The organism is Aureibaculum marinum (genome assembly GCF_003813905.1).
In the GTDB taxonomy this organism is placed as follows: Bacteria; Bacteroidota; Bacteroidia; order Flavobacteriales; family Flavobacteriaceae; genus Aureibaculum; species Aureibaculum marinum.
In genome coordinates this window covers 38,155-61,115 of sequence record NZ_RPFJ01000049.1, presented here as the reverse complement: position 1 = coordinate 61,115, position 22,961 = coordinate 38,155, and the positions used below count along the sequence as shown (strand labels likewise).

18 protein-coding genes are annotated in these 22,961 nt (G+C 30.6%); 11 read left to right on the top strand and 7 right to left on the bottom strand.

The annotated features are described in order from the left end of the window. Nucleotides 1-283: 283 nt before the first annotated feature. From EGM88_RS14215 to EGM88_RS14205, 3 genes are all read right to left on the bottom strand, one after another. Nucleotides 284-1,027: a membrane or secreted protein gene (locus EGM88_RS14215; protein WP_123899090.1), complete on the bottom strand. Its 744-nt coding sequence runs from the start codon at nucleotides 1,025-1,027 to the stop codon at nucleotides 284-286. Nucleotides 1,028-1,178: 151 nt separating this feature from the next. Next, on the bottom strand, nucleotides 1,179-2,066 hold the full coding sequence (locus tag EGM88_RS14210; protein WP_123899089.1) for an arsenite methyltransferase: 888 nt from the start codon (nucleotides 2,064-2,066) through the stop codon (nucleotides 1,179-1,181). Between the two features lie 129 nt (nucleotides 2,067-2,195). Next, the gene (locus tag EGM88_RS14205) at nucleotides 2,196-2,801 is read right to left on the bottom strand and encodes a hypothetical protein (protein ID WP_123899088.1); all 606 of its coding nucleotides are present in this window, start codon (nucleotides 2,799-2,801) and stop codon (nucleotides 2,196-2,198) included. A gap of 212 nt (nucleotides 2,802-3,013) precedes the next feature. Here EGM88_RS14205 and EGM88_RS14200 point away from each other — a divergent pair, with 212 nt between their 5' ends. After that, nucleotides 3,014-4,156 carry a saccharopine dehydrogenase family protein gene (locus EGM88_RS14200; protein WP_123899094.1) on the top strand — a complete coding sequence of 381 codons (1,143 nt, stop codon included), beginning with the start codon at nucleotides 3,014-3,016 and terminating at the stop codon, nucleotides 4,154-4,156. A 153-nt stretch (nucleotides 4,157-4,309) separates the two neighbouring features. Here the strand turns inward: EGM88_RS14200 and EGM88_RS14195 are convergent, their stop codons facing one another. Then, nucleotides 4,310-5,602, bottom strand: coding sequence for an aminopeptidase P family protein (locus EGM88_RS14195; RefSeq protein WP_123899087.1), 1,293 nt, complete (start codon nucleotides 5,600-5,602; stop codon nucleotides 4,310-4,312). Nucleotides 5,603-5,707: 105 nt separating this feature from the next. On the opposite strand from EGM88_RS14195, the gene EGM88_RS14190 reads away from it, so the two are divergent. The 7 genes from EGM88_RS14190 (at nucleotide 5,708) to EGM88_RS14160 (ending at nucleotide 15,021) form a co-directional block, all read left to right on the top strand. Then, the gene (locus EGM88_RS14190; RefSeq protein WP_123899086.1) at nucleotides 5,708-7,417 is read left to right on the top strand and encodes a M28 family peptidase; all 1,710 of its coding nucleotides are present in this window, start codon (nucleotides 5,708-5,710) and stop codon (nucleotides 7,415-7,417) included. 1 nt (nucleotide 7,418) lies between these two features. Further along, nucleotides 7,419-8,045 (top strand): DUF6973 domain-containing protein, encoded by a 627-nt coding sequence (locus EGM88_RS14185; RefSeq protein ID WP_123899085.1) that lies wholly within the window; start codon nucleotides 7,419-7,421, stop codon nucleotides 8,043-8,045. A 138-nt stretch (nucleotides 8,046-8,183) separates the two neighbouring features. Then, the gene (locus EGM88_RS14180; RefSeq protein WP_123899084.1) at nucleotides 8,184-10,166 is read left to right on the top strand and encodes a monovalent cation:proton antiporter family protein; all 1,983 of its coding nucleotides are present in this window, start codon (nucleotides 8,184-8,186) and stop codon (nucleotides 10,164-10,166) included. A gap of 166 nt (nucleotides 10,167-10,332) precedes the next feature. Then, nucleotides 10,333-11,145: a TPM domain-containing protein gene (locus tag EGM88_RS14175; RefSeq protein WP_123899083.1), complete on the top strand. Its 813-nt coding sequence runs from the start codon at nucleotides 10,333-10,335 to the stop codon at nucleotides 11,143-11,145. Between the two features lie 41 nt (nucleotides 11,146-11,186). Next, entirely contained in the window at nucleotides 11,187-11,708 is a 522-nt protein-coding gene (locus EGM88_RS14170) for a TPM domain-containing protein (RefSeq protein WP_123899082.1), read from the top strand. Beyond that, nucleotides 11,701-12,645, top strand: coding sequence for an MBL fold metallo-hydrolase (locus EGM88_RS14165; RefSeq protein WP_123899081.1), 945 nt, complete (start codon nucleotides 11,701-11,703; stop codon nucleotides 12,643-12,645). The genes EGM88_RS14170 and EGM88_RS14165 overlap by 8 nt, the downstream gene beginning before the upstream one ends. A gap of 141 nt (nucleotides 12,646-12,786) precedes the next feature. Further along, nucleotides 12,787-15,021 (top strand): DUF7133 domain-containing protein, encoded by a 2,235-nt coding sequence (locus EGM88_RS14160; RefSeq protein WP_238988452.1) that lies wholly within the window; start codon nucleotides 12,787-12,789, stop codon nucleotides 15,019-15,021. Nucleotides 15,022-15,039: 18 nt separating this feature from the next. On the opposite strand, the gene EGM88_RS14155 is transcribed toward EGM88_RS14160, so the two are convergent. Continuing rightward, on the bottom strand, nucleotides 15,040-17,826 hold the full coding sequence (locus tag EGM88_RS14155) for an outer membrane beta-barrel protein (RefSeq protein ID WP_123899080.1): 2,787 nt from the start codon (nucleotides 17,824-17,826) through the stop codon (nucleotides 15,040-15,042). Nucleotides 17,827-18,031: 205 nt separating this feature from the next. On the opposite strand from EGM88_RS14155, the gene EGM88_RS14150 reads away from it, so the two are divergent. Further along, on the top strand, nucleotides 18,032-19,207 hold the full coding sequence (locus EGM88_RS14150) for a CynX/NimT family MFS transporter (RefSeq protein WP_123899079.1): 1,176 nt from the start codon (nucleotides 18,032-18,034) through the stop codon (nucleotides 19,205-19,207). Nucleotides 19,208-19,227: 20 nt separating this feature from the next. Here the strand turns inward: EGM88_RS14150 and der are convergent, their stop codons facing one another. Beyond that, nucleotides 19,228-20,532 carry a ribosome biogenesis GTPase Der gene (gene der / locus EGM88_RS14145; protein ID WP_123899078.1) on the bottom strand — a complete coding sequence of 435 codons (1,305 nt, stop codon included), beginning with the start codon at nucleotides 20,530-20,532 and terminating at the stop codon, nucleotides 19,228-19,230. Between the two features lie 134 nt (nucleotides 20,533-20,666). On the opposite strand from der, the gene EGM88_RS14140 reads away from it, so the two are divergent. Then, the gene (locus EGM88_RS14140) at nucleotides 20,667-21,179 is read left to right on the top strand and encodes a GTP-binding protein (protein ID WP_123899077.1); all 513 of its coding nucleotides are present in this window, start codon (nucleotides 20,667-20,669) and stop codon (nucleotides 21,177-21,179) included. A gap of 59 nt (nucleotides 21,180-21,238) precedes the next feature. On the opposite strand, the gene pyrF is transcribed toward EGM88_RS14140, so the two are convergent. Then, entirely contained in the window at nucleotides 21,239-22,054 is an 816-nt protein-coding gene (gene pyrF, locus EGM88_RS14135; RefSeq protein WP_123899076.1) for an orotidine-5'-phosphate decarboxylase, read from the bottom strand. A gap of 125 nt (nucleotides 22,055-22,179) precedes the next feature. Between pyrF and tpiA the strand changes: the two genes are divergently transcribed. Further along, nucleotides 22,180-22,938 (top strand): triose-phosphate isomerase, encoded by a 759-nt coding sequence (tpiA, locus tag EGM88_RS14130; RefSeq protein ID WP_123899075.1) that lies wholly within the window; start codon nucleotides 22,180-22,182, stop codon nucleotides 22,936-22,938. Nucleotides 22,939-22,961 lie beyond the last annotated feature (23 nt).

Genomic DNA, 22,961 nt, shown 5'->3' with positions numbered 1-22,961 from the left:
TATGGCTTTAAATATAATAATTTTTTTGAAAATTTAATAAAAACCCTTATAATTATTGATGTTCTGCATAGGTGTACTAAAAGATTATCCGTTACTTAACCGTTAAGTAACGGATAAACAAAATACAAAAAGAAAACCCAAATTAAGTTTAGCTTAATTTGGGTTTTTTAGCATTTAGTAAATAAACAATTTGCAACTATACTATTTTTTTGTCTATTACATTTTTAAACAGAACCTAAATTATTTATTTTAATACGCATTATTTGGGTAACTATATTGTTTCTTATCTTTTACTCCAAATTTCGTGTATTGGGTCTCCTTTGCTAGATAATCCTGAATGGTGCCAATGGCCTTCTTTTAATTCGTAATTAAATTGTAAGCTATTGCCTACTCTGGTATCGTCTCTTGAAAAGAATTTAATATTCTCGGTGTATTTACCATCTTGGGTGGTATAGGTTCCGCCACCCGTACCCATAAATTGCTTTGTTTCTGTATTGTAAGCAATCCATTGAAAACGAGTTCCCGACAATATTTTCATTGTTTTTCTTGGTCTGTTAGTATCTCGTTGTTGTGTTTTACCATCTCTTACTCTACCAGACATTAGCCAGGCTCCTTTTAGTTTGCCAGGTGTTCCGTCATCTATTCTGGTATATTTTGTGTTGGAGTCTGTAATCGCTAGTGTAGTGTCCGTTATAGCAATAGTAAAACTTTTTTTAGTACCAACATTTTCAGGTTTTTGAGTGTCAAATTCTATCTGTTGTGACAGGGTATTGTCTTTTAATTTCCAACTGCCTCCTTTGGTACTTATAAATTTACCTGTTTTTGCATGGTATGTACTTATAGCATAAAAGCCATCTGAATAAATTATAACATTTTTAACTTGATTTCCATCATCAAGGGTATTGTAGTTTTCCCAAGCTCCAATAAGGTTTTGAGCAGTACTTGCTAAAGTAAAAAATATACAAAAAAGTAAAGCTGCTAAGGAAATTATGTTCTTATTTTTCTGAGGAATTTTAAAAGTATTCATAATCTTTTTTTTAAGCTAATTGTATGTATTTAATTGTTTTGTAAGTAGTTAAATGTAATATTTATTTTTATATAAAACAACTTTAATGCGAATTACTAGTTCTGTTTACTAGTAAAGCGATGTTACTTTTTATTTATAAACAGTAGTTGCATTAACAACAATCACTATTAGGGCCACAGCATGAGCTAGATTGAATTTCAGAAAGTTTTAGTTTTGGCTTTTCTTGTGCTTGTTTTGGTTTTTCTGCGTAAACTGTAATGCTAAAAATTCCAGTAGTTCCATTATTAAAATTAGTAACTTCTTCTGGAGTTAAATATTTGTCAAGTATATCATTGGGTATAACAATGGGCTTTTCTTTTTGAATTTTTATATTTTTAAAACCTTGATTGCTAATAAATTGTAAGTAGTCTTCTTTTTGAATGGCTCCTGCAACACAGCCAGCATACATCTCAGCATCGTTTTTTAATGCTTCAGGTAAATGGCCAACTAGAACAATGTCAGAAATACTAAAATGTCCACTTGGTTTTAAAGTTCTATAGATCTCGGCAATCACTTTTTGCTTGTTTGGTACCAGATTTAATACGCAATTGCTTACAATTACATCAGCTACATTATCGTTAACAGGCATGTTGTCAATATCACCTTCTCTAAATTCAACATTGTTATAGCCTAGTTTTTCAGCATTGGTTCGGGCTTTTTTAATCATAATTGGAGTAAAATCAATACCAATTACTTTTCCTTCAATACCAGTTTCATGCCGTGCAACAAAACAATCGTTCCCTGCACCAGAACCTAAATCAATAACGGTATCTCCTTTTTTAATTTTTGCAAATTTGGTTGGTAAACCACAACCTAAACCTAAATCGGCATCTTCATTGTAACCTTCGGTTTCTGAATAATCGTCCATCATAATATTATAAAATTTATTTGACGATGTGGTTGCTCCACAACATGATGATGCATTTTCTACTTTACCTTGCTCAGCAATTTTAGTATATCTATCTTTAACTATATTTTTTAGTTCTTGTTCGTTTTGCATGCTTAATATTTTTAGAGATTATACAACTGATTTAGCCTTTAAGAATAGGATTTTTTAAGTACAATTACTTAATTGCAATATTACGATTAATAAGAGTAATAAGCAATTATTTTTAGTTAGAAGTTTATATTAATTAGATGTGAGGTAGATTATAAACGGAGAATTAATTTCTTTTTTTATAGGAGGTTCGTCAAGTTCGTCTCTAAATTTTTGTGCCAGAGTACCTTTTCTATAATGTTTTAAATATTTTCTAGATCTTACGGTCAACTTTATGCGATTTCTTCTTTTTTTAGCATAATTCAAAAAGATTTCGGCAGCCTTAACACGAACTTCTTGCACATCTTCTTGATTTTTGTAACATTGACCTATTTGTGGAACACATTTTATAATACGATTGTGATTTCTTTTTTGATCTAGTAAATAATGGACCATACTTACCGCATAATAAAACTGTTGATGATTTGTATTGGTAAGTTTATAATAAAAATTTCCTCCTAAAGGCAACCCATAACCAGTATCTTGACGTATCCAAAAATTAACAATTTTACAAGCACTGACAAAATCAGCCGATTTTTCATTAATTGGATTGTTTAAAAGATATTGCGTAGCATCATATACTAATTGCTCATAATCTTCAATATCTGGATTTTTTAATTCACGAATTTTAGTATCTTCTTGTTGAGATTGAGCATAGCATATTTTGGTGGTACCTAATAAGAGAAAAATTGGTATCACAAACTTAAAATATTTAATACATAATATTAAAGTAGTGTTTTGCAATAAAAATATGTTTAGCGATTAAATATTTAACGTAAATACGCTTTGTTTTATTGTTTAAAAAAGAGTCTAAAATTTTCAGCCGCAACCTTTTATCCTTTTTAGTAGTAATTCTTAAAATTTGAGTAATAATGACTACCTTGGTATTGCGTATAAAAATGATAAAAAACATGCAAACACATTACCATATTATAATTGCTGGAGCAGGCGGAATAGCAGAAGCTGCGGGGCTTCTTTTAGCTGAATGGAGTTCGGTTGCCCCTACTATTTTTATAGGAGATTGTAATTTTGAAAAAGCAAAAAAAGTAGCTCAATGGATAGAAAATGGAGCTTCTAAAAACTGTAAAGTAATTCCATATTATTTAAATTCAGAAGAAATTACTGAAGAAATGAAGTCTATTTTTAATAAAGGAGATGCTTTATTAGATTGTTTGCCTGGTAAATTGGCTCCAAAAATGGCACAATTTTCCATAGATTTTAACCTTTATTATGCTAACCTTACAGAATATGTTGCAGAAACAAATCAAATTTTAGAAATAGGAAAAACTTCTAATACAGGTTTTGTATTACAAACAGGTTTGGCTCCTGGTTATATTGATGTGTTGGCAAATTATATGTTTCAACAATTTTGTAATCAATATAATGTAGCAGAAGTAGATTGTCTTGAGTTTAAAGTTGGAGCTTTGACTACAAATGCAGTTGCTCCTCATTATTATGGTTTTACTTGGAGTCCTATTGGTGTGGCAACTGAATATGTAAAAGAGTGTATTGCACTTCGTAATTTTAAAAAAGTGAACCTCCCTGCATTGTCTGAAAGAGCTACACTAATTATTGATGGTATTGCATATGAAGAAGATCTTACTTCTGGTGGTGCTGCTGACCTCCCTGATGCGTTAAGTGGTAAAGTTAAAAAACTAGATTATAAAACATTACGTCATCCTGGCCATTATGATTGGGTAGATAAGCAACTAAATAAGATAAAAAATTCTGATGCTATTATAACAGATTTGCAAGAAATTATGTTGTCGGAAATTCCACTTGTGGAAGATGATCAAATTGTACTTTATGTAGCGGTAGAAGGGAAAGATGATAAAGGAAACTTACGTAGACAGGAAATTTCTAAGCATATAAAACCCCAAAAGGTTGGTAAACATTTGCTCAGAGCTATACAAACTACAACGGCAGCTCCTTTAGTACAATCTATTCATTGGTTGTTAGAAAATAAACCAAAAGGGATTACTCTTCAAAGTCAATTGGATGCTAGCACATTTTTAAATGGAGCGTTTGTTAAACGCGTTTATGGAGAGGTGTAAACTTTAGTTATTTTCTATTTAATTGCTGATATGGCATGTTAAAAAAGTAAAAAACACCTCAAAAGGATTTTTAAATCCTTTTGAGGTGTTTTTGTAATGAATTTTACTTCAATACCTCCTTGTTTTTTATTTAAAATTAGGATGTATTGGGTTTTATTTGTTCATCAAATCCTCAATTTCTTCTGCTTCAATTGGAATATTTTTCATCAGATTTAAAGGTTCTCCATGTTCTTGAATAACCACATCATCTTCTAATCGAATACCAAATCCTTCATCAGGTATATAAATGCCTGGTTCAACAGTAAAAACCATATTTGCCTGCATAGGTTCAGTTAAAATACCATAATCATGAGTATCTAACCCTAAATGATGAGAAGTACCGTGCATAAAATATTTTTTATAGGCTGGCCAATCAGGATTTTCATTCTCAACATCTGCTTTGTCTAACAATTTTAATCCAAGCAATTCAGAAGTCATTATTTTACCAACTTCTTTGTGATATTCGGCCCAATCAGTTCCGGGAACAAGCATTTTTGTAGCCTCGTTTTTTACACGATTTACAGCGTTATATACATCTTTTTGTCTTTGGCTAAATTTTCCAGAAACAGGGATGGTACGTGTCATGTCACTGGAGTAATTAGCATACTCAGCAGCTGCATCAATTAATATTAATTCCCCATCTTTACACTGTTGGTTATTTTCTATATAATGCAATACGTTTGCATTGTTACCAGACCCAATAATAGGAGTGTAGGCAAATCCTTTAGATCTATTTATAAGAAATTCGTGCATAAATTCTGCTTCAATTTCATACTCCCAAACCCCAGGTTTTGTAAAATTTAGTACACGTCTAAAACCTTTTTCTGTAATAGTACAAGCTTGTTGTATTAAATCGATTTCAATTTGGTCTTTTACAGAGCGTAAACGTTGTAATATAGGGTTGCTTTTAGCTACCGCATGTGCAGGATATTTGTCTTTTAACCATTTTGTAAATCGGTCTTCACGAGTTTCAGTTTCTACCGAAGCTCTATAATGTTCGTTAGTGTTAATATAAACAGTATCGCATTGTGTCATTAACTCAAACATTACCTTTTCTAGGTCTTGTAACCAATAAACGGTTTTAATGCCACTCGTTTTAAAAGCGGCTTCTTTTGTAAGTTTTTCACCTTCCCAAATTGCAATATGTTCATTGGTTTCTTTTAAAAAGAGTATTTCTCTATGGTTTTCTTTTGGTGCATCTGGAAATAACACTAAAATGCTTTCTTCTTGGTCAACACCACTAAGATAAAAAATGTCTCGGTGCTGTTGAAATGGCATAGTGCTGTCTGCACTTATAGGATAAATATCGTTAGAATTAAAAACTGCAAGGCTGCTTGGTTTCATTTGAGCCATAAAGTTTTTACGATTTTTTATAAAAAGCCTGTTGTCAATAGGATGATATTTCATACATCTATATTTTGTAAAGTTAATCTTACAAATTTATTAAATCTTATAGAGTTTAGAGGTGCATTTCATATTAATTTAGTAGTTTTCGCTTATAATTTTTTAACTATGATTAGAAATTTAATTTTTGGTATTATCTTCCTTTCTTTTGGAATGGGCTTTTCTCAAAATACTAAAACTGATGTATCAGAATATTTATCTTTAGTAAGAGATGAATTTACTGGGAATCAAGCCTATAAAACTACTGTATTTGTAGAGCAGTTTTGGCGAGTTGTTGGTAATGAGGGATTTAATAAAAGTATTTATCATATTGCAACAACACTTGAAAACTCTGGTTATGTTTTAGAAAGTAATGCTAAGGAAACTGATAGGTTTACCTATAGAATTGAAAAAAGACCATTGAAGAACCCTACATGGCAACCTATTGATGCTAGGTTAACTATAGTAGGTGAAGATATGCCATTGTTAGAGTCTTCTACCAATAGAAATATGACATATTTAAACTCTGCATCAACTCCAAAAGGTGGTGTTGTCGCTGAAGTCGTCTATATAAAAGATCTAGAGTTATTAGAAAAAATAGACATAAAAGGTAAGGTAGTTTTTGCAGAAATGAGTCCTTATAGATTATATAAAACAGCATTGAAAAATGGAGCTTTAGGCATGTTAACCTATAATATGCCAGCTTATTTACAACCAGAAAAAAATAGTACTTCTATACAATTTAGAAGTATTCCCTATAATGAAAAAAATATATGGGGTATGGCTTTATCTTATCAAGCAAAAGAAAGATTAATAAAAGCTTTAGAGCGTGGAAAAGTTAAAGTAAAAGCAGTTGTAAATACAAAAATTTATCCTTCAGAAGAGCTTACTATTGTTGCTGATATAAAAGGAAATGTAACCCCAGAAGAAAGGTTGGTTTTTAGTGCTCATGTTCAAGAGCCGGGGGCAAATGATAATGCTTCTGGAGTAGGTGTTCAATTAGAAATGGCACAGTTGGCTGCCAAATTTGTAAAGGATAAAAAAATACCACTAGACAGAACATTAACTTTTTTATGGGGAGACGAAATTATCTCTACTCAACGATACATTAAAGAAGATAGTCTTAGAGCATCAACTATAAAATGGGGAATTAGTTTAGACATGGTGGGTGAAAATACAGCCCTAACAGGAGGTTCTTTTTTAATTGAAAAAATGCCAGATCCAAGTGCAATATGGACACGAGGAAATGATAAACATTCAGAGTGGGGTGGAAGACCTTTAACACTAGAAGATATGAAACCTCATTATTTAAATGATTTTATAGTAAGTGTTTTTGAAAAACAAGGTAAGTTTGCTAATTGGGTGGTAAATACCAATCCTTTTGAAGGAGGTAGTGATCATACTCCATTTTTAAAAGCTGATATTCCTGGATTGTTGTTGTGGCATTTTACAGATCAGTTTTATCATACTGATAATGATAGAATAGATAAGGTTTCTAAAGAAACTTTAAAAAATGTAGGTACTGCTGCATTAGCAAGTGCTTTTACTTTGTTAAATGCAAATACTAAAACTGCATTAAAAGAATTAAGAAATATAAAAACCAAAGCAGAAATACGACTTAAAAATGAGTTTTTATTGTCGCAGAAATCTATCGCTGAAGGCAATGATTTTTTAGAAGAAATTAAAATTTTATCGGCATGGAATACTTGGTATCAAAAATCATTCGAATCACTAAAAGATATGAGCAATACCCCAAATACTAAACTAAATAGAGCTATAAAAAAAGCGAAAATGCAATTAGATAAACAAACGGAAAATTATATTAAATTACTAAAATAGTATGCAAATTACAACAGTTAAGAAAATTCTGTTCTATTCTTTCACAATTGCTTTATTTGCCAATTGCTCACCGAAATTAAAGAAGTCTTTTTCTCAATTGTCAAAACCTGAAAAAACTTGGGCTATTTTTCATCCTTTTAAGGCAAAAAAAGGCTATCAAATTTCAAAAGAAGTTTTAGTTGTTACTGATTCTATAGCCAAAGAAAATATAATTGGAAGCGATAATAATGGAGGGCAATTGGATGCTTTTAAACATAGTTTCTGGATGGCAAGATCAGCACAAGTTATTGGTAAAAATGCAGCTCTTAGTTTAGGTAGAGCTCATGAAAAAGGAAATTACCAATCTTATTTAAATAGAAAGTTGGAGGATGGCTTGTTACCTGATAAACCTTCTTCTGATATGGATCTTTATAATAATTCAGTTGGTGCTACAGTTGGTAAAAAATATAAAAACGCTTCAAAAAAAATAATTATAAACCATTTATTAGACGCTATCCGTCAAGGTAAATTAAGAATGTTAAAAAAAGATAATTTTGGTAATTTCTTAGATTGCCAAGGTCAAATTATACCCCATGATATATTAAAAGGGAAGTGGGACAATAATAAATGTTTAATACCTACTCGTTAATTAGGTGGTTTGTTTATAGTAAATTTTTAATAATTTAATATCAAATTTAATATAATTTAAACCTATTTTGTTTTATTTTCGCAATACACCGCTAAAAACGATATATTTTATTTATTGTTTATAAACTAGACTTACTTTATGCATACACCACTATTACAAGATTTTGTAATTTTATTAGGATTCTCAATTTTAATTGTGTTTTTATTACAACGATTAAAATTACCTTCCATATTGGGTTTTTTAGTAACGGGTATTATTATTGGTCCACATGGTCTTAGTTTAATTAAAGCAAGTGACCAAATTGAAGTAATTTCAGAAATTGGAGTTATTTTACTGCTCTTTGTTATAGGAATGGAACTCTCTATAAAACAATTGGCATCTATAAAAAATACTGTGTTTATTGGTGGTTCTTTACAAGTAGGACTTTCTATTTTATTTTCAGGAGTTACATATTACTTTCTTGGTAAAACCATGGAAGAAGCTGTGTTTGTAGGTTTTTTGTTTTCATTGTCTAGTACGGCTATTGTTTTAAAAATATTACAAGACCGAAACGAAATGAAAACTGCTCATGGACGAAATGCTTTGGCTATACTTATTTTTCAAGATATTGTAGTTGTACCTATGATGCTGATAACACCAATATTATCTGGAGCATCAGAAAATGTAACTATGAGTATTATAATGCTTGTTGTAAAATCAATTATTGTTGTAATTATTACAATTGTTAGTGCAAGATATATTGTGCCAAAGTTAATGTATGCTGTTGCAAAAACGAATAGTAAAGAACTTTTTTTACTTACCACAATTGCAATTTGTTTTGCAGTAGCATTTTTAACCTCTGAAGCAGGACTCTCATTAGCATTAGGTGCTTTTTTAGCAGGTTTAATAATCTCTGAATCGGAGTATTCTCATCAAGCTACAAGTATTATTTTACCATTTAGAGAATTGTTTACGAGTATTTTCTTTATATCTATTGGAATGCTGTTAGATTTGGCATTTTTCTTTGAGCATATTGGAATTATTCTATTGCTAGTAATGGCTGTTTTTCTTGTTAAAACATTAGCTACCTCTATTGCAGTAGCTGTATTGAGATATCCACCAAAAACAGTATTACTTACTGGGTTGTCTTTATTTCAAATTGGGGAATTTGCTTTTATTCTTTCTACCATTGGAATGGAATACGGTTTGTTAAGTCATGAAGTAAATCAATATTTTTTATCAGTTTCTATTGTCTCTATGATTTTTACCCCATTTGTAATTATGTTTTCTCATACTATTTCAGATAAATTTTTAAGCACAAAATTGGGTAGAAGAATTGATAATAACGTGTTTAGTGATACTGAAAATGAAGATGTTCTTGATCATGAACTTTCCAATCACCTAATAATTATTGGTTTTGGTATTAATGGATCTAATTTGGCAAAAGCAGCTCAATATGCAGATATACCTTACGTAGTTATTGAAATGAACGCTTCTATTGTAAAAAAATCTAAACAAGAAGGAATTCCTATTTTATTTGGAGATGCTTCAGAGCCTCATATTTTAGACACTGCAAATCTTACAAAAGCAAGATCTGTTGTTATTGCTATTTCAAATAAAGAAGTTACCAAAACTGTTATTAGAAATATACGCGAAACTTCTCGATCTGTACATATTCTTGTACGTACTAAATATGTGCGAGAAATAAGAGGATTAATTGCCTTAGGTGCAGATGATGTAATTCCTGAAGAATTTGAAACTTCAATTGAAATATTTTCAAGAGTAATGCATAACTTTTTAGTTCCTGAAAGTCAGATAGATCAATTAATTGATTATGTAAGGTCTAATAATTATGACATATTCCAAATGAAAAACAAACAACCTAAAACATTTACAAATACTCAAATTCCAGATTTTAATATAACTTGTGTAAGAGTAACTTGTGATGGTAGTAAAATTAATGGTAGAACCATAAAAGAAGCCAATATCAGAGCAAAATACGGAATAAGCATTTTAGCTATTTTACACAATGATAAAATAAATGATGATATACATCCTGATCAAAAAATTTATCAGAACGATTTGTTGTATATTCAAGGAAGTTCTGAAAATATAGAGAAATTTAGAAAGTATGTAAATTAAAAGCCTATACTTGACTTTTTTTTGAAATAGCTAATTAAAATAATTAATTTTTATATCAAATTTAATTCTTAGAAATTATACAAATATGTTGCAAAAAGCTAAATCAATTGTTAGTACTTTTTAGTATATTGCAGGTTCAAAATTTCGATTTTACCTATAGCTTTAAATGCAAATATTTCCGAAAAAACATATACTTTTTTTATTCATTTTAACGTTACTTTTTTTAGGTAATATTTCTGTATTTTCACAGTTAACAATTCCTCCTAAACCTAATTTACAAACTAGTGTTTATGATGAGGCCGGCTTGTTAAAAGCTTCTGAAAAAAATGCCTTAGAACAAAAGTTAATTCGTTATAACGATACTACTTCAACACAAATTGTTGTCGCTATTATCAACACTTTAAACGGTGAGGATATTGCATTGTATGCTACAAAATGGGCTCATGAATGGGGTGTGGGTCAAGAAAAACAAGACAATGGTGTTTTTGTATTGGTGGCAAAAAATGACAGAAAGTTATGGATAGCAACAGGTTATGGAGTTGAGCATTTACTGACAGATGCACTTTCAAAACGGATTGTAAACAATATAATTACTCCTCAATTTAAACAAGGGAATTATTATAATGGGTTAGATAGAGGTACCTCTGCAATTATGCAGGTGCTTAATGGTGAGTTTCAAGGAACTCCGCAGAATGAGAGCGATGGCCATATTCCAATAGTATTTATTGTATTTTTTGTTATTATTTTATTTATAATCCTTACTAATCGCAATAAAGGAAATGGCGGCAATAGAGGCCATAGACACGATGGAGCTACACAATCTATATTAGAAGCTATTATTTTAAGTCGTGTTGGTCGAGGTGGCTTTGGTGGCGGCAGTTTTGGTGGTGGTAGCTCTGGTGGTTTTGGTGGTGGCGGTTTCGGCGGCGGCTTTGGCGGCGGCGGTTTTGGTGGGGGTGGTGCCGGAGGCAGCTGGTAATATGCTGCTTGAACATATTTTTACCTTATTTTAATTGTATTATGAAAAAAATTATACTAGTAGCTCTTGTAATTTCTATATGTTCTTGCAAAGTAAAAACGCCAGTAACAACTACAGAAACCAAAACAACGTTACAATCAGAAATAATACCTCATGAAGATAATTCTTTTAGCTTTATAAGTGATTTTTCTAAAGTATTTACCGATAATCAAAAAGCTTCTTTAAATTTAAAATTAGCAAAATTTGAACAAAAAACTACCAATGAAATAGCCATTTTTACATTAGATTCTATTGTTGGTGATGTTGTTTCTAACGCTACTTATTTGGCTAATCAAATTGGTGTTGGAAAAAAAGATAAAGACAATGGGTTGTTAATACTCTTGGTAAAGCCAATGAAGAAAGTAAGTATTGCCACAGGAAAAGGTACTATGCTTATTTTAACCGATTCAATTTGTAAAACTATTATTGATAAACAGATGATACCTGAATTTAAAAACGAAAATTATTATACCGGTATTAATAATGCTGTTGACGAAATTATTAAACGATGGAGTTATGAATAAAGGACTGTTTTTTATCCTATTTATTCTATTTATTTGTTGTGCTGAAAGGCAAAACAAAACCCTAGTTTTTAACGTTCCAAAAGAACCTTATGTAGTGGTGCTTGGTACTGCTCAAGATGCTGGATATCCTCAAGTTGCTTGTGAAAAAGAATGTTGCAAACGTGTGCAACAAAATCCTGAACTGAAAGAGTATGTGAGTGCTATTGCAGTGGTTGATCCAATTTCTAATGAAAGTTGGATTTTTGATGCTACTCCTGATTTTACTGCTCAAACGAAACTTTTATCTTATCATTTAAAAAATAAAGAATTGCCAGATGGTATCTTTTTAACTCATGGTCATATTGGGCATTATACCGGATTAATGTTTTTAGGTAGAGAAGCTCTTGGAGCAGATAAAATGCCAGTGTATGCCATGCCAAAAATGAATACTTTTCTAATTGAAAATGGACCTTGGAGTCAATTAGTTGAGCTTAATAATATTCAATTAAAAACCATTAAAAAAGATTCTACAATTTTATTAAATGAGAGAATTTCCGTAAAACCTATTCAAGTACCTCATCGTGATGAATTTACAGAAACTGTTGGGTATATGATTAATAATCAACAGAAAAAAGCATTATTTATTCCTGATATTGATAAATGGCAAAAGTGGGATAGAAGTATAGTTGATTATATTAAAAATGTAGACCTTGCTTTTTTAGATGCTACATTTTTTAAAGATGGTGAAATTAATCGTGATATGAATGAAGTACCACATCCTTTTGTCCAAGAAAGTGTAGCTTTGTTTGAAAACTTAACTGCTAAAGAAAAACAAAAAATCTATTTTATCCACTTTAACCATACAAACCCATTGTTAATTAAAGGAAGTGAAGCACAAAAAACAGTTTTAAAAAAAGGGTTTAATATTGCTGAACAAGGTATGGTGGTCAGATTTTAAAATGATGTGTTAGGTACGTTTTATTTTATAGATTACTACCAATTAATTAGCGAAGTATATATTTGAAATTTCAATAAAAAGTAGTTCCTTTAGTCCAACAATTTCATTTAATTTGTATCTCAGACCCAAAAAACGATTAATGTGCAATATTCTTTATTGAAATTTTTTTCTTGTACGGTTGTCTCCCTAGTTTTATTTAGCTGTAAGCCCACTGTTGAAGAGCCAGTTATTAATTTAGACGGATATAAGATAGAAGATGGTTTTCAATTGGAAGTAATTGCTTCAGAACCTTTATTAGAAGCTCCAGTAGCGATAGATTTTGATAATCAAGGTCGTATTTGGGTGGTAGAAATGCCTGGATTTTTTATTGGAGAAACCACTCCAAATGGTTCTATTAAAATTTTAGAGGATTTAGATAATGATGGTGTTGCTGATCATGCCAAAATTGTTCTTGATAGTTTGGTTATGCCTAGGGCCTTGGCTTTGGTTTATGATGGATTATTATATGTAGAGCCTCCTAAATTATGGTTTGCAGAACTAGAAAATGATAAGGTGAAAAATAAAGTTTTGGTAGATTCTCTTTATGCACCTGATGGTAATCCTGAGCATCAACCTAATGGATTGTTGATTAATATTGACAATTGGATTTATAGTGCCAAATCAAATTTCAGATATCAAAGAAAAGAAGGGAAGTGGATTAAAGAACCAACTTCATTTAGAGGGCAATGGGGTATTACAAAAGATAACTTTGGTAGACTTTATTTTAACGATAATTCACGTCAGTTATTAGGTGATTATGTGTTGCCTAATCGATTAATACGCAACAAATATTATACACCAAAAGAAGGGCAAAATAAATTGTTAACAGATGACCAACGAGTATATCCTATACATCCTACACCTGTAAATAGAGGTTATATTAAAGGGGTTTTAAATCAAGATAGTTTATTAGTTCATTTTACTGCAGCTTGTGGACCATTGGTATATCGTGGTAATAATTTTACTGATGATTATAACCAAAATGCTTTTGTATGTGAACCAGCAGCTAATCTTATTAAAAGAAATATTTTAGAATTTAATGGTATTTATACACAAGCAAATCAAGCTTGGCAAGAAAGAGAATTTTTAGCCTCTACCGATGAGGGATTTAGACCCGTTAATTTAAGTACCGGACCTGATGGAAATATGTATATAGTAGATATGCATCGTGGTGTTATTCAACATCATGCTTATTTGAGTCCATATTTGAGAAATATATCTGCCAAGAAAAAGTTGGATTCAATTGTAGATTTTGGACGTATTTTAAAAGTATCAAAAAAGGATATTCCCAATCAAAAAGTACCTATTCTCACTAATTTGTCAGCAAATAAATTAGTTGATTTATTAAAAGATAGCAATGGTTGGTTAAGAGATAGAGCCCAGCAATTAATTATTTTTAAAAATGATAAGAAAGTAATTCCTTTATTAAATGAATTGGTCAAAAATGTAGAGCATCCTTTAGCACAAATTCATGCTTTATACACTTTAAAAGGTATTGATGCCTTAAGTTTTGAAACTTTAATAGCTGTTGCTAAAAATAGTAATGCTGAAGTTGGAGCACATGCAATTATTTTATTAGAAAGTTTTTTAGAGAAAAAACACACGAATACTGTTGCTAATCTTTTTAATGAGCTTCTCGGAAAAAATAGTATGATAATTGATTTTTATATTTCTACCACACTTGGTGGTTGGGCATCTGTTGATAAAGAACAATTTATACCGCTTATAACTTTATTAAGTTGGAAATATAAGAATCATAAAATTTTTCAAGAGGCGTTAATTAGTGGGTTTTCTAATAAGAATATAGCTTTGCAAATGGAATTGATTGAGACTATACATGCTAAAAACATTCTTTTTAAAGATGTTTTACTTAAAAATATAAATCAATTTAAAGATGAAAAGCCAAATTCGCTTTATGTACAAATAGGACCGAGTAAAGATGCTCGAACAAATGGAGCAAAATTATATAGTCAAATATGTTCTGCTTGTCATAATTCTGGTGGTGAAGGAATTGAAGGTCTTGCACCTCCTTTATTAAATTCAGATTATTTAAAGGGGAATGTGGAAAAGTTAGCTCTTGTTTTATTACATGGCTTGCAAGGACCAGTTACTGTAAGTGGTAAACAGTATCATTTTAATAGTACGATGCCAGGAGTAATCAATAACGAACAAGTTTCAGATAAAGATTTGTCATCAATTATTTCTTATATAACAAATGCTTTTACTAATAAACAGCAACATATCGATGCTAATAAAATTAACGCTTTAAGGTCTAAAAAATCAAAAACTGGTGTAGAGTATTCAGAAGCAGAATTAAAAGAAATGTTTACAGACTAAGTTTGCTAATTTTATTTTTTAAAACATTCTATAACGTCTTCCTTTTCTTATTTCTCCAGCTTTACCTAGGGTGTTAAACTTATAACTAAAACCAACCATAAAATAGCGTTGTAAAACCATGCTCTGAGAGTCTTCTATATAATTTTCATTTGATACTCTTCTGGCATTTGTGTTTTGGTTTAATAAATCAAAGGCTTTTAAACTAATAATTCCTTTATCTTTAAGTATAGAATAAGAGATTGTTGAATTCCAAAACCAAGCACTTTTTTGGAATCCATCAGCAATGTTAGGGTTGTAATTAAAATTTACAACATTTTCCCATTCTAAATTCTTTGGCACATTGGTACGTGTAGAAATTCTTAAATTATGAGTTGTAAATTCCCTATTGTCAAAATTTTCAATATCGTAAGAGGTATTATTAAAAGAGAGTCTGTAATCTGGTCTTATTTCTAATACATCTCTCCAATCAAAAGTAAGGGATAAAGTAGGAGAAAAAGAAGTGTTAGTTGTAGCGTATTTTACATCATTATTAAAGCTGTATTGTTTGTTGGTACTAATATTTGTGCCTAAACCAAACTTTATTGTTTTTACTGAGTCTATTTTTACAGATTTGTTAAAGAAAGCACCTCCACCAACATAATAATTACCATCTACATTAGTATAAGTAGTAGTTCGTATATTGTTATTGTCTATAGTGGTTTTAGAAACAACCTCGTTATTAGTATAATTAGACCATAAATAACTATAAAATCCAGTACCTTTTTGAAAGTCGAAACTATTAAAATTCATGTTTAAACTATGCTCATTTGATGGTACTAAGTTTGGATTTCCTATACGTGTATTTAAAGGATTTGAAATGTCAACAAATGGTTGTAATTGACTTAATGCAGGTACTCTACTTCTTAAATTATATCGTAACCCAAATGATTTTTTTGAACTAAATTGATATCTGAACCTTGAAGAAGCTCTAAAGGTGTTAAAATTTCTTTTTAAATCAAGTTCTGGTCGTAATAAATCTTTATTTTCCAATACGCGATATACGTGAGATCCTCTAAGGTTAAAATAGATTTTATCTTTTCTGTAGTTTAGGCGTATGCCTTGGTCACTCGTTTTATTTAAGTATTGGTAATTTGTACTTAATTCTGTGTTAAAATCAGTAAAATCTTGATCTATTTGATTAAAGTCATATGTACTTCTAACATTTTCTCGTTTGTCTCGGCTATATTCATGCTGAAAATCTATATAAAATGTTTTACCCATCAAAGGCAATCGGTAAGTAAGTTCGGTGCCAAAACTGCTATTATCATTACTACCATCAGTAAATTGATTTCTTAAAATTGTTTCAGGAGTGTCACCATAAATTTCTGTTTCAGAACTTAAAAAATCATCACTTTTGCTAGAGTTAAATTGGTTGTCTAATTCAAATTTTAAGAATGACCCTTTACTACCAAATTTTTTAGTAATACTAAATTCATTTTCAAATGAATTAGCAGAACTTTCAACAAAAGAATTAGTGGTAGATTCGTTAGTTAATGATTGTATTTCATCTCTAGTACCTTCGTATTCTTCATATTTTCTTTTGTTGGTTGAAAATCCAAAAGAAGGTTGAATATTAATGTATAAGGTGGTGTCAATATTTATTTCAAATTCTAGATTAGCACTATGGCTTTCTGATTGATTTGTAGCTGCTGAATTTGAATTAGAGAAATACCTTCTATCTGGCAATATATTTTCTCTTTCTTTTGAACTTTCATCTTCAGAATTACTATTTGAATAAAAATAATCTGCAGAAACATCTACTTTTTTACTCAATTTATCTGCGTAGTTAAAACCTGTATTTTTTGAAGTGGTAATTCCTTGTCCACCACCAAAAGATCGTCCACCAATAGAAAATGACGTTTGACCTCCATTTGATACTCGAAAAGTAGTGTTACCACCACCAAACATTTTTTCAATTTCGCCAAAGCTAAATCCAGGAGAATTAATATTGTTTCCTCCAGCCAATACACTAATGCGTCTGTCGTTGTTAAAATAATTTAACATGCCGGCTCCTTCCCAACGTTTATCTGTTCCAGCTCCTGCTGATATTCTACCAAAAATACCTTTATTGTTTTCTTTCTTAATTGTTAAATTAATAGTCTTGTCGTCACTAGTACTTTCTTCTCCAGTAAAAGCCTGAGATTTTGTCTTGGTGTCTGTAACTTGAATTTTTTCAATAATATCTTTAGTTAAATTTCTAGTAGTAATTGTTGGGTCATTTCCAAAAAAAGGTTTGCCATTTACTAGTATTTTGTTAATAGGTTTGCCATTATGCGTAATTTGGCCACTTTCATCTACTTCAAAACCAGGTAATTCTCGAATTAAATCCTCAACAGAGGCATCTTTTTTTGTTTTAAAAGAGCTCACATTAAATTCAAGAGTATCTTTTTTTATGGTGATAGGAGATCTCGATTTTATAATTACTTCATCCAATACATTGGCATTAGCTAATGAAATGGTATTAAGATTTATAGGTGTGCCTTTGTAATCAATATTTTGGTTGTGAGGTTCGTATCCAATATATGAAACATTTAGACTAAAATCTGTCCATGAAGTTCTTCCTTCTAACTCAAACTTACCATTTTTGTCTGTTATAGTGTATGTAATTAAAGTGCTGTCTTTTGCTCTTTCTAAATAAACAGTGGCATCAGATAAAGGTTTTTGATCAATCTTAGAAACAACAGTTCCTGAAATGTAATATGGTTTAGATTGAGCTACTATTGTTATGGAACATAACAATAGTAAGAAGGTGATTGTTTTTTTCATTATTGGGTTAGTAAAATGAAAAGCAAATAACTAATTTTTTTACTGGAACAACTAAAAAATTAGTTTAAAATTTTGTTAAAGGAATCTTAAATGTCATTTAGATATGTGTAAAGTGAAAATTGAATTATAGAAATTGTTATTATGTTGTATAGGTTTAATACATTCGCCATTTCATATTCAAATCATTACCAGAAAGCTATATTTAATGAATAAGTCTTCAAAAAAAACTAATGTTTTATTACTTGTTGGTATTTTATTAATTGCTATTAATTTGCGTCCTGCACTTGCAGGTGTTGGTCCTTTAGTTGATGATATTAAAATGGCAACAGGTCTTTCTAATGCAATGTTAGGTCTTTTAACAACACTACCACTAATAGCTTTTGGTGTTATTTCTATGCTTACTCCACTGTTTACAAATCGTTTTGGTATTGGTAAAACTTTATTAGTAGCTTTACTGTTGTTAACGACTGGTATTTTAATAAGAACTATTGAAGGGAACTTTTTTCTTTATTTTGGTACGTTATTGTTTGGAATAGCGATAGCTTTTGGTAATGTACTATTACCTGGAATAACAAAAAGAAATTTTTCTGAAAAATCAGGATTTGTAACAAGTTTGTACTCTTCTTTAATGGCTGTAGGAGCTTCTCTAGCAGCAGGTTTAAGCGTTCCTTTAACGCATATAAAAGGAGTTGGTTGGAGAGGTTCTTTGGGGATCTGGGCTCTATTGGCTTTTGTGGCTATGCTGGTATGGATTCCTCAGGTAAAACAATTAAAAAAACCGTTGCAAAAAAACAATTACATAAAGGCAATGAAATTATTAAGTAAGTCGCGTTTGGCATGGCAAGTAGCTCTGTTTATGGGCTTACAATCTATGACTTTTTATATTGTTTTAGCTTGGCTTCCTGCCATTTTACAAAGCAGAGGGTATAATGCTAATTATTCTGGTTGGATGCTTTCTTTGTCACAAGCCACTGGTATTTTAGCTTCATTAATTGTACCTACAATTGCAGGAAAAACACAAGATCAAAGAAGTATTGTTGTGGTGTTAATTTTAATGGAAATAGTTGGAATTGTTGGACTTATTTTACCTCAATTTGGAGGTGTAGAAATTTGGGTGTCTTTAATAGGATTTGTACTAGGTGGCTCGTTTGGCTTGTCATTGTTGTTTATTGTGTTAAGATCTCATGATACTGCATCCGCAACGGAACTTTCGGGTATGGCTCAATCTATAGGTTATTTAGTTGCAGCCACAGGTCCATTTATTTTTGCTAGTATTTTCGATTTTACGGGAAATTGGATTTATGCACTAGTTTTATTACTGATTGTGGCAGTATTAAAGCTGCTGTCTGGCTTGTATGCTGCTAAACCAGGACAAGTGTAATTATTTTTACATGTTTATATTTACTTCTTTCTGAAATAAATTACAATGGGTACACCATTAAAATTAAATAACTCACGCATTTTATTTTCTAAATACCTTTTATATGGAGGTTTCACATATTGTGGCAAATTGCAGAAAAATGCAAATTGAGGAGTAGGTGTAGGCAATTGAGTACAAAATTTTATTTTTACATACTTGCCCTTATAAGCTGGTGGCGGATTTTGTTGAACAATATCCAACATTATTTCATTTAATTTACTTGTAGAAATTCTTCTTTTCCGTCTTTCATAAACTTCAACAGCTGTTTCTATAGCCTTAAAAATACGTTGTTTAGTAAGTGCAGATATAAAGAGAATAGGAACGTCTGTAAAAGGTTCTATTTCTTTTCTAATTTTAGCTTCAAATTCTTTAGTTGTTTTTGTGTTTTTTTCAACTAAATCCCATTTGTTAACAAGTATAACAATGCCTTTTTTGTTTTTTTCTGCCAACCAAAAAATATTTCGGTCTTGTCCTTCAAAGCCACGCGTAGCATCCAATACTAATAAAATTACATCAGAATGTTCAATAGCTCGCACCGAACGCATAACAGAGTAAAACTCCAAATCTTCTTTTACTTTGCTTTTTCTTCTTATGCCAGCGGTATCTACTAAATTAAATTCAAAACCAAAACGATTGTATTTGGTGTCTATAGCATCTCTAGTTGTGCCGGCTATGTCAGTTACAATATATCGATCTTCACCAATTAAAGCATTAATAAATGAAGATTTTCCAGCATTAGGCCTTCCTACAACCGCAAATCGGGGTAAATCATCTTTATTTTCTTCTTCTTTTTCAGGTAATTCTTTAACTAAGGCGTCTAATAAATCTCCTGTACCACTACCATTTATACTTGCAATGGTATAATATTCTCCTAAACCTAATGAGTAAAACTCTACCGCTTCAGCGTTACGTTTGCTATTATCTACTTTGTTAACTGCTAATAAAACAGGTTTTTTTATTTTGCGAAGTAATTTTGCTACATCTTCATCCATACCTGTTACTCCGGCTTCCACATCAACCATAAAAATAATAACATCTGCTTCGTCAATAGCCAATTCAACTTGTTTATCAATTTCGGTTTCAAAAACATCATCAGAACCTTTTACATAACCACCAGTATCAATTAATGTAAATTCTCTACCATTCCATTCGCTTTTTCCATAATGTCTATCTCGTGTAACACCACTAACAGCATCAACAATCGCTTCACGGCGTTGAATTAAACGGTTAAAAAAAGTCGATTTCCCTACATTGGGTCTTCCTACAATAGCAACTATACTCATAATTAATAAATAATTAGGCTACAAAGATAGGTGAAAAAATTTGCACTCTATTTAAAAGTTTCTCAATGGCTTGGAATGGATGTTAAATTTTATTTACTATTTTTAACCATTAACAAAAAATAAAAAATTATAAACTTTTGAACCAACCACTTCATGATAATAAACTAAATGCTATTCTTTTAAAACCTCGTTTCAGAGAAGAGTTAAAAGAGAGTAAAGACGTTATTTTAAAAAAGTTTCAAACTTTTTTTGCTGAAAATAAATATGAATTTAGAACAAAAATGTCTGATAGTCATATTATTATTGATGTTCCTAAAAATGAAGATCATTTTTGGTCTCCACAATTACAGATTGAAATTGTAGAAGAAGAGGGTAAAGCTTTTTTAAAAGGATTATTTGGACCTAAACCTCAAGTTTGGACAATGTTTATGTTTTTTCATTTTATTGTTGGGTTGGCCTTTTTTGTTTTTTTAATTATGGCATATACACAATATAGTTTAAAACAGGAGTATCAATTTGCTATGAGCATGTGTATTGCTATGCCAATTATTTGGATTCTCTTTTATGTTTTTGGGCAGTTAGGAAAAAAGAAAGGATATCGTCAAATGTTAGCCTTAGACGAGTTTGTGAAAAGAATAATCAATCATTAAATAGGATTAGTATGAACTCTTATTTAAGTTAAATCTCTTTATAAAAATAAGTGTTTTGTTTAGCTTTTAATTAATAGTTCCATTTCTTTTTGCAATTCCAAAGCTTTTTCTGTTGCTTTTTCTGCAAAATCTTCACTATTAGAAGCGTAAATAATGCCTCTACTTGAATTTACTAATAATCCAATGTTGTCAGTTAAACCGTATTTACAAACCTCTTGCAAGCTTCCACCTTGAGCACCAACGCCAGGGACTAATAAAAAGTGATGGGGTACAATTTTTCTAATTTTCTGAAAAAAATCAGGTCTTGTAGCACCAACTACATACATTAAGTTATCTGAATTTTTATAATTAAGAGATGTTTTTAAAACGCTCTGGTAAAGTTGTTCATTGTTGTATTCTGAGGTTTGAAAATCCAACCCGCCAGCATTTGATGTTAAAGCTAAAAGTATAGTAAATTTATCTTCAAATGCTAAAAAAGGTTCAACAGAGTCTCTTCCCATATAAGGGGCAACCGTAATTGAGTCAAAGTTTAAATCGTCAAAAAAAGCCTTTGCATAACGCGTTGATGTGTTTCCAATATCACCTCGTTTAGCATCAGCAATAGTAAAAATTTCAGGATAATTGTTGTTGAGGTATTTTATAGTTTTTTCTAAAGATTGCCATCCTTTAATTCCGTAAGCTTCGTAAAAAGCAATATTGGGTTTATAAGCAACGGTTAAATGATGTGTGGCATCAATAATTTGTTTATTAAACTCAAATATAGGATCGTCTAATTGTTTTAGATGGGAAGGAATTTTATCTAAATCAACATCTAAACCAATACATAAAAAAGACTTTTTTAATCGGATTTGTTCAATAAGTTGCTTTTTTGTCATAAACCTCAATAATTTTCACAAAAATAGTAATTATTAATAGATTATTCTTTTGTAATTATAAAACAAAAGTCAACACTTGTTCTTATATTTGTACTTTAAATAAAGTTAACATTAAATTCCATAAAATGAGAAAAAACATAGTTGCCGGAAACTGGAAAATGAACAATAATTTATCTGAATCTAAAGCATTAGTTAAGGGTATTAAAAAAGCTATAAAAGGCAAAGAATTGAAGAATACGAGAGTAATCGTTTCTCCAACTTATGTTAATTTAAGAGCTGTGGTTAAAAAAGCAAAAAAATCTGCTGTTGAAGTTGCTGCACAAAATATGCATCAAGCGGATAGTGGTGCTTTTACTGGAGAGATTTCTGCAGATATGTTAAAAAGTATAGGAATTAAAACTGTTATTTTAGGTCATTCTGAACGAAGAGAATATTTTTGTGAAACAGATGAAATATTGACTAAAAAAGTAGACCAAGCATTAAAAAATAAATTAGAAATTATTTTTTGTTTTGGAGAAAAACTAGAAGAGAGAAAAAACGACAAACATTTTGAAATTGTTGAAAGTCAATTAAAAAATGCGTTGTTTCATTTAGATGCTAAAGCATGGAAAAATATAATTTTAGCCTATGAACCAGTTTGGGCAATTGGTACAGGAGAAACAGCAAGTCCTGAACAAGCTCAAGAAATGCATGCATTTATTAGAAAAATAATTTCTGAAAAATATGATGCTAAAGTAGCAGAAAATGTTTCTATCTTATATGGAGGAAGTGTAAAACCTGCTAATGCAAAAGAAATTTTTTCTAAAGAAGATGTTGATGGAGGTTTAATAGGTGGTGCATCTTTAAAAGCTGATGATTTTGTAGCATTAATTGATGCTATATAACTAGAAATAAATATAATTTTATG

What these genes read in the sequence shown, in the direction of transcription:
- EGM88_RS14215 (WP_123899090.1), bottom strand. Translation starts at nt 1,027, where the DNA reads ATGAATACTTTTAAAATTCCTCAGAAAAATAAGAACATAATTTCCTTA.
- EGM88_RS14210 (WP_123899089.1), bottom strand. Translation starts at nt 2,066, where the DNA reads ATGCAAAACGAACAAGAACTAAAAAATATAGTTAAAGATAGATATACT.
- EGM88_RS14200 (WP_123899094.1), top strand. Translation starts at nt 3,014, where the DNA reads ATGCAAACACATTACCATATTATAATTGCTGGAGCAGGCGGAATAGCA.
- EGM88_RS14195 (WP_123899087.1), bottom strand. Translation starts at nt 5,602, where the DNA reads ATGAAATATCATCCTATTGACAACAGGCTTTTTATAAAAAATCGTAAA.
- EGM88_RS14190 (WP_123899086.1), top strand. Translation starts at nt 5,708, where the DNA reads ATGATTAGAAATTTAATTTTTGGTATTATCTTCCTTTCTTTTGGAATG.
- EGM88_RS14185 (WP_123899085.1), top strand. Translation starts at nt 7,419, where the DNA reads ATGCAAATTACAACAGTTAAGAAAATTCTGTTCTATTCTTTCACAATT.
- EGM88_RS14180 (WP_123899084.1), top strand. Translation starts at nt 8,184, where the DNA reads ATGCATACACCACTATTACAAGATTTTGTAATTTTATTAGGATTCTCA.
- EGM88_RS14175 (WP_123899083.1), top strand. Translation starts at nt 10,333, where the DNA reads ATGCAAATATTTCCGAAAAAACATATACTTTTTTTATTCATTTTAACG.
- EGM88_RS14170 (WP_123899082.1), top strand. Translation starts at nt 11,187, where the DNA reads ATGAAAAAAATTATACTAGTAGCTCTTGTAATTTCTATATGTTCTTGC.
- EGM88_RS14165 (WP_123899081.1), top strand. Translation starts at nt 11,701, where the DNA reads ATGAATAAAGGACTGTTTTTTATCCTATTTATTCTATTTATTTGTTGT.
- EGM88_RS14155 (WP_123899080.1), bottom strand. Translation starts at nt 17,826, where the DNA reads ATGAAAAAAACAATCACCTTCTTACTATTGTTATGTTCCATAACAATA.
- EGM88_RS14150 (WP_123899079.1), top strand. Translation starts at nt 18,032, where the DNA reads ATGAATAAGTCTTCAAAAAAAACTAATGTTTTATTACTTGTTGGTATT.
- pyrF (WP_123899076.1), bottom strand. Translation starts at nt 22,054, where the DNA reads ATGACAAAAAAGCAACTTATTGAACAAATCCGATTAAAAAAGTCTTTT.
- tpiA (WP_123899075.1), top strand. Translation starts at nt 22,180, where the DNA reads ATGAGAAAAAACATAGTTGCCGGAAACTGGAAAATGAACAATAATTTA.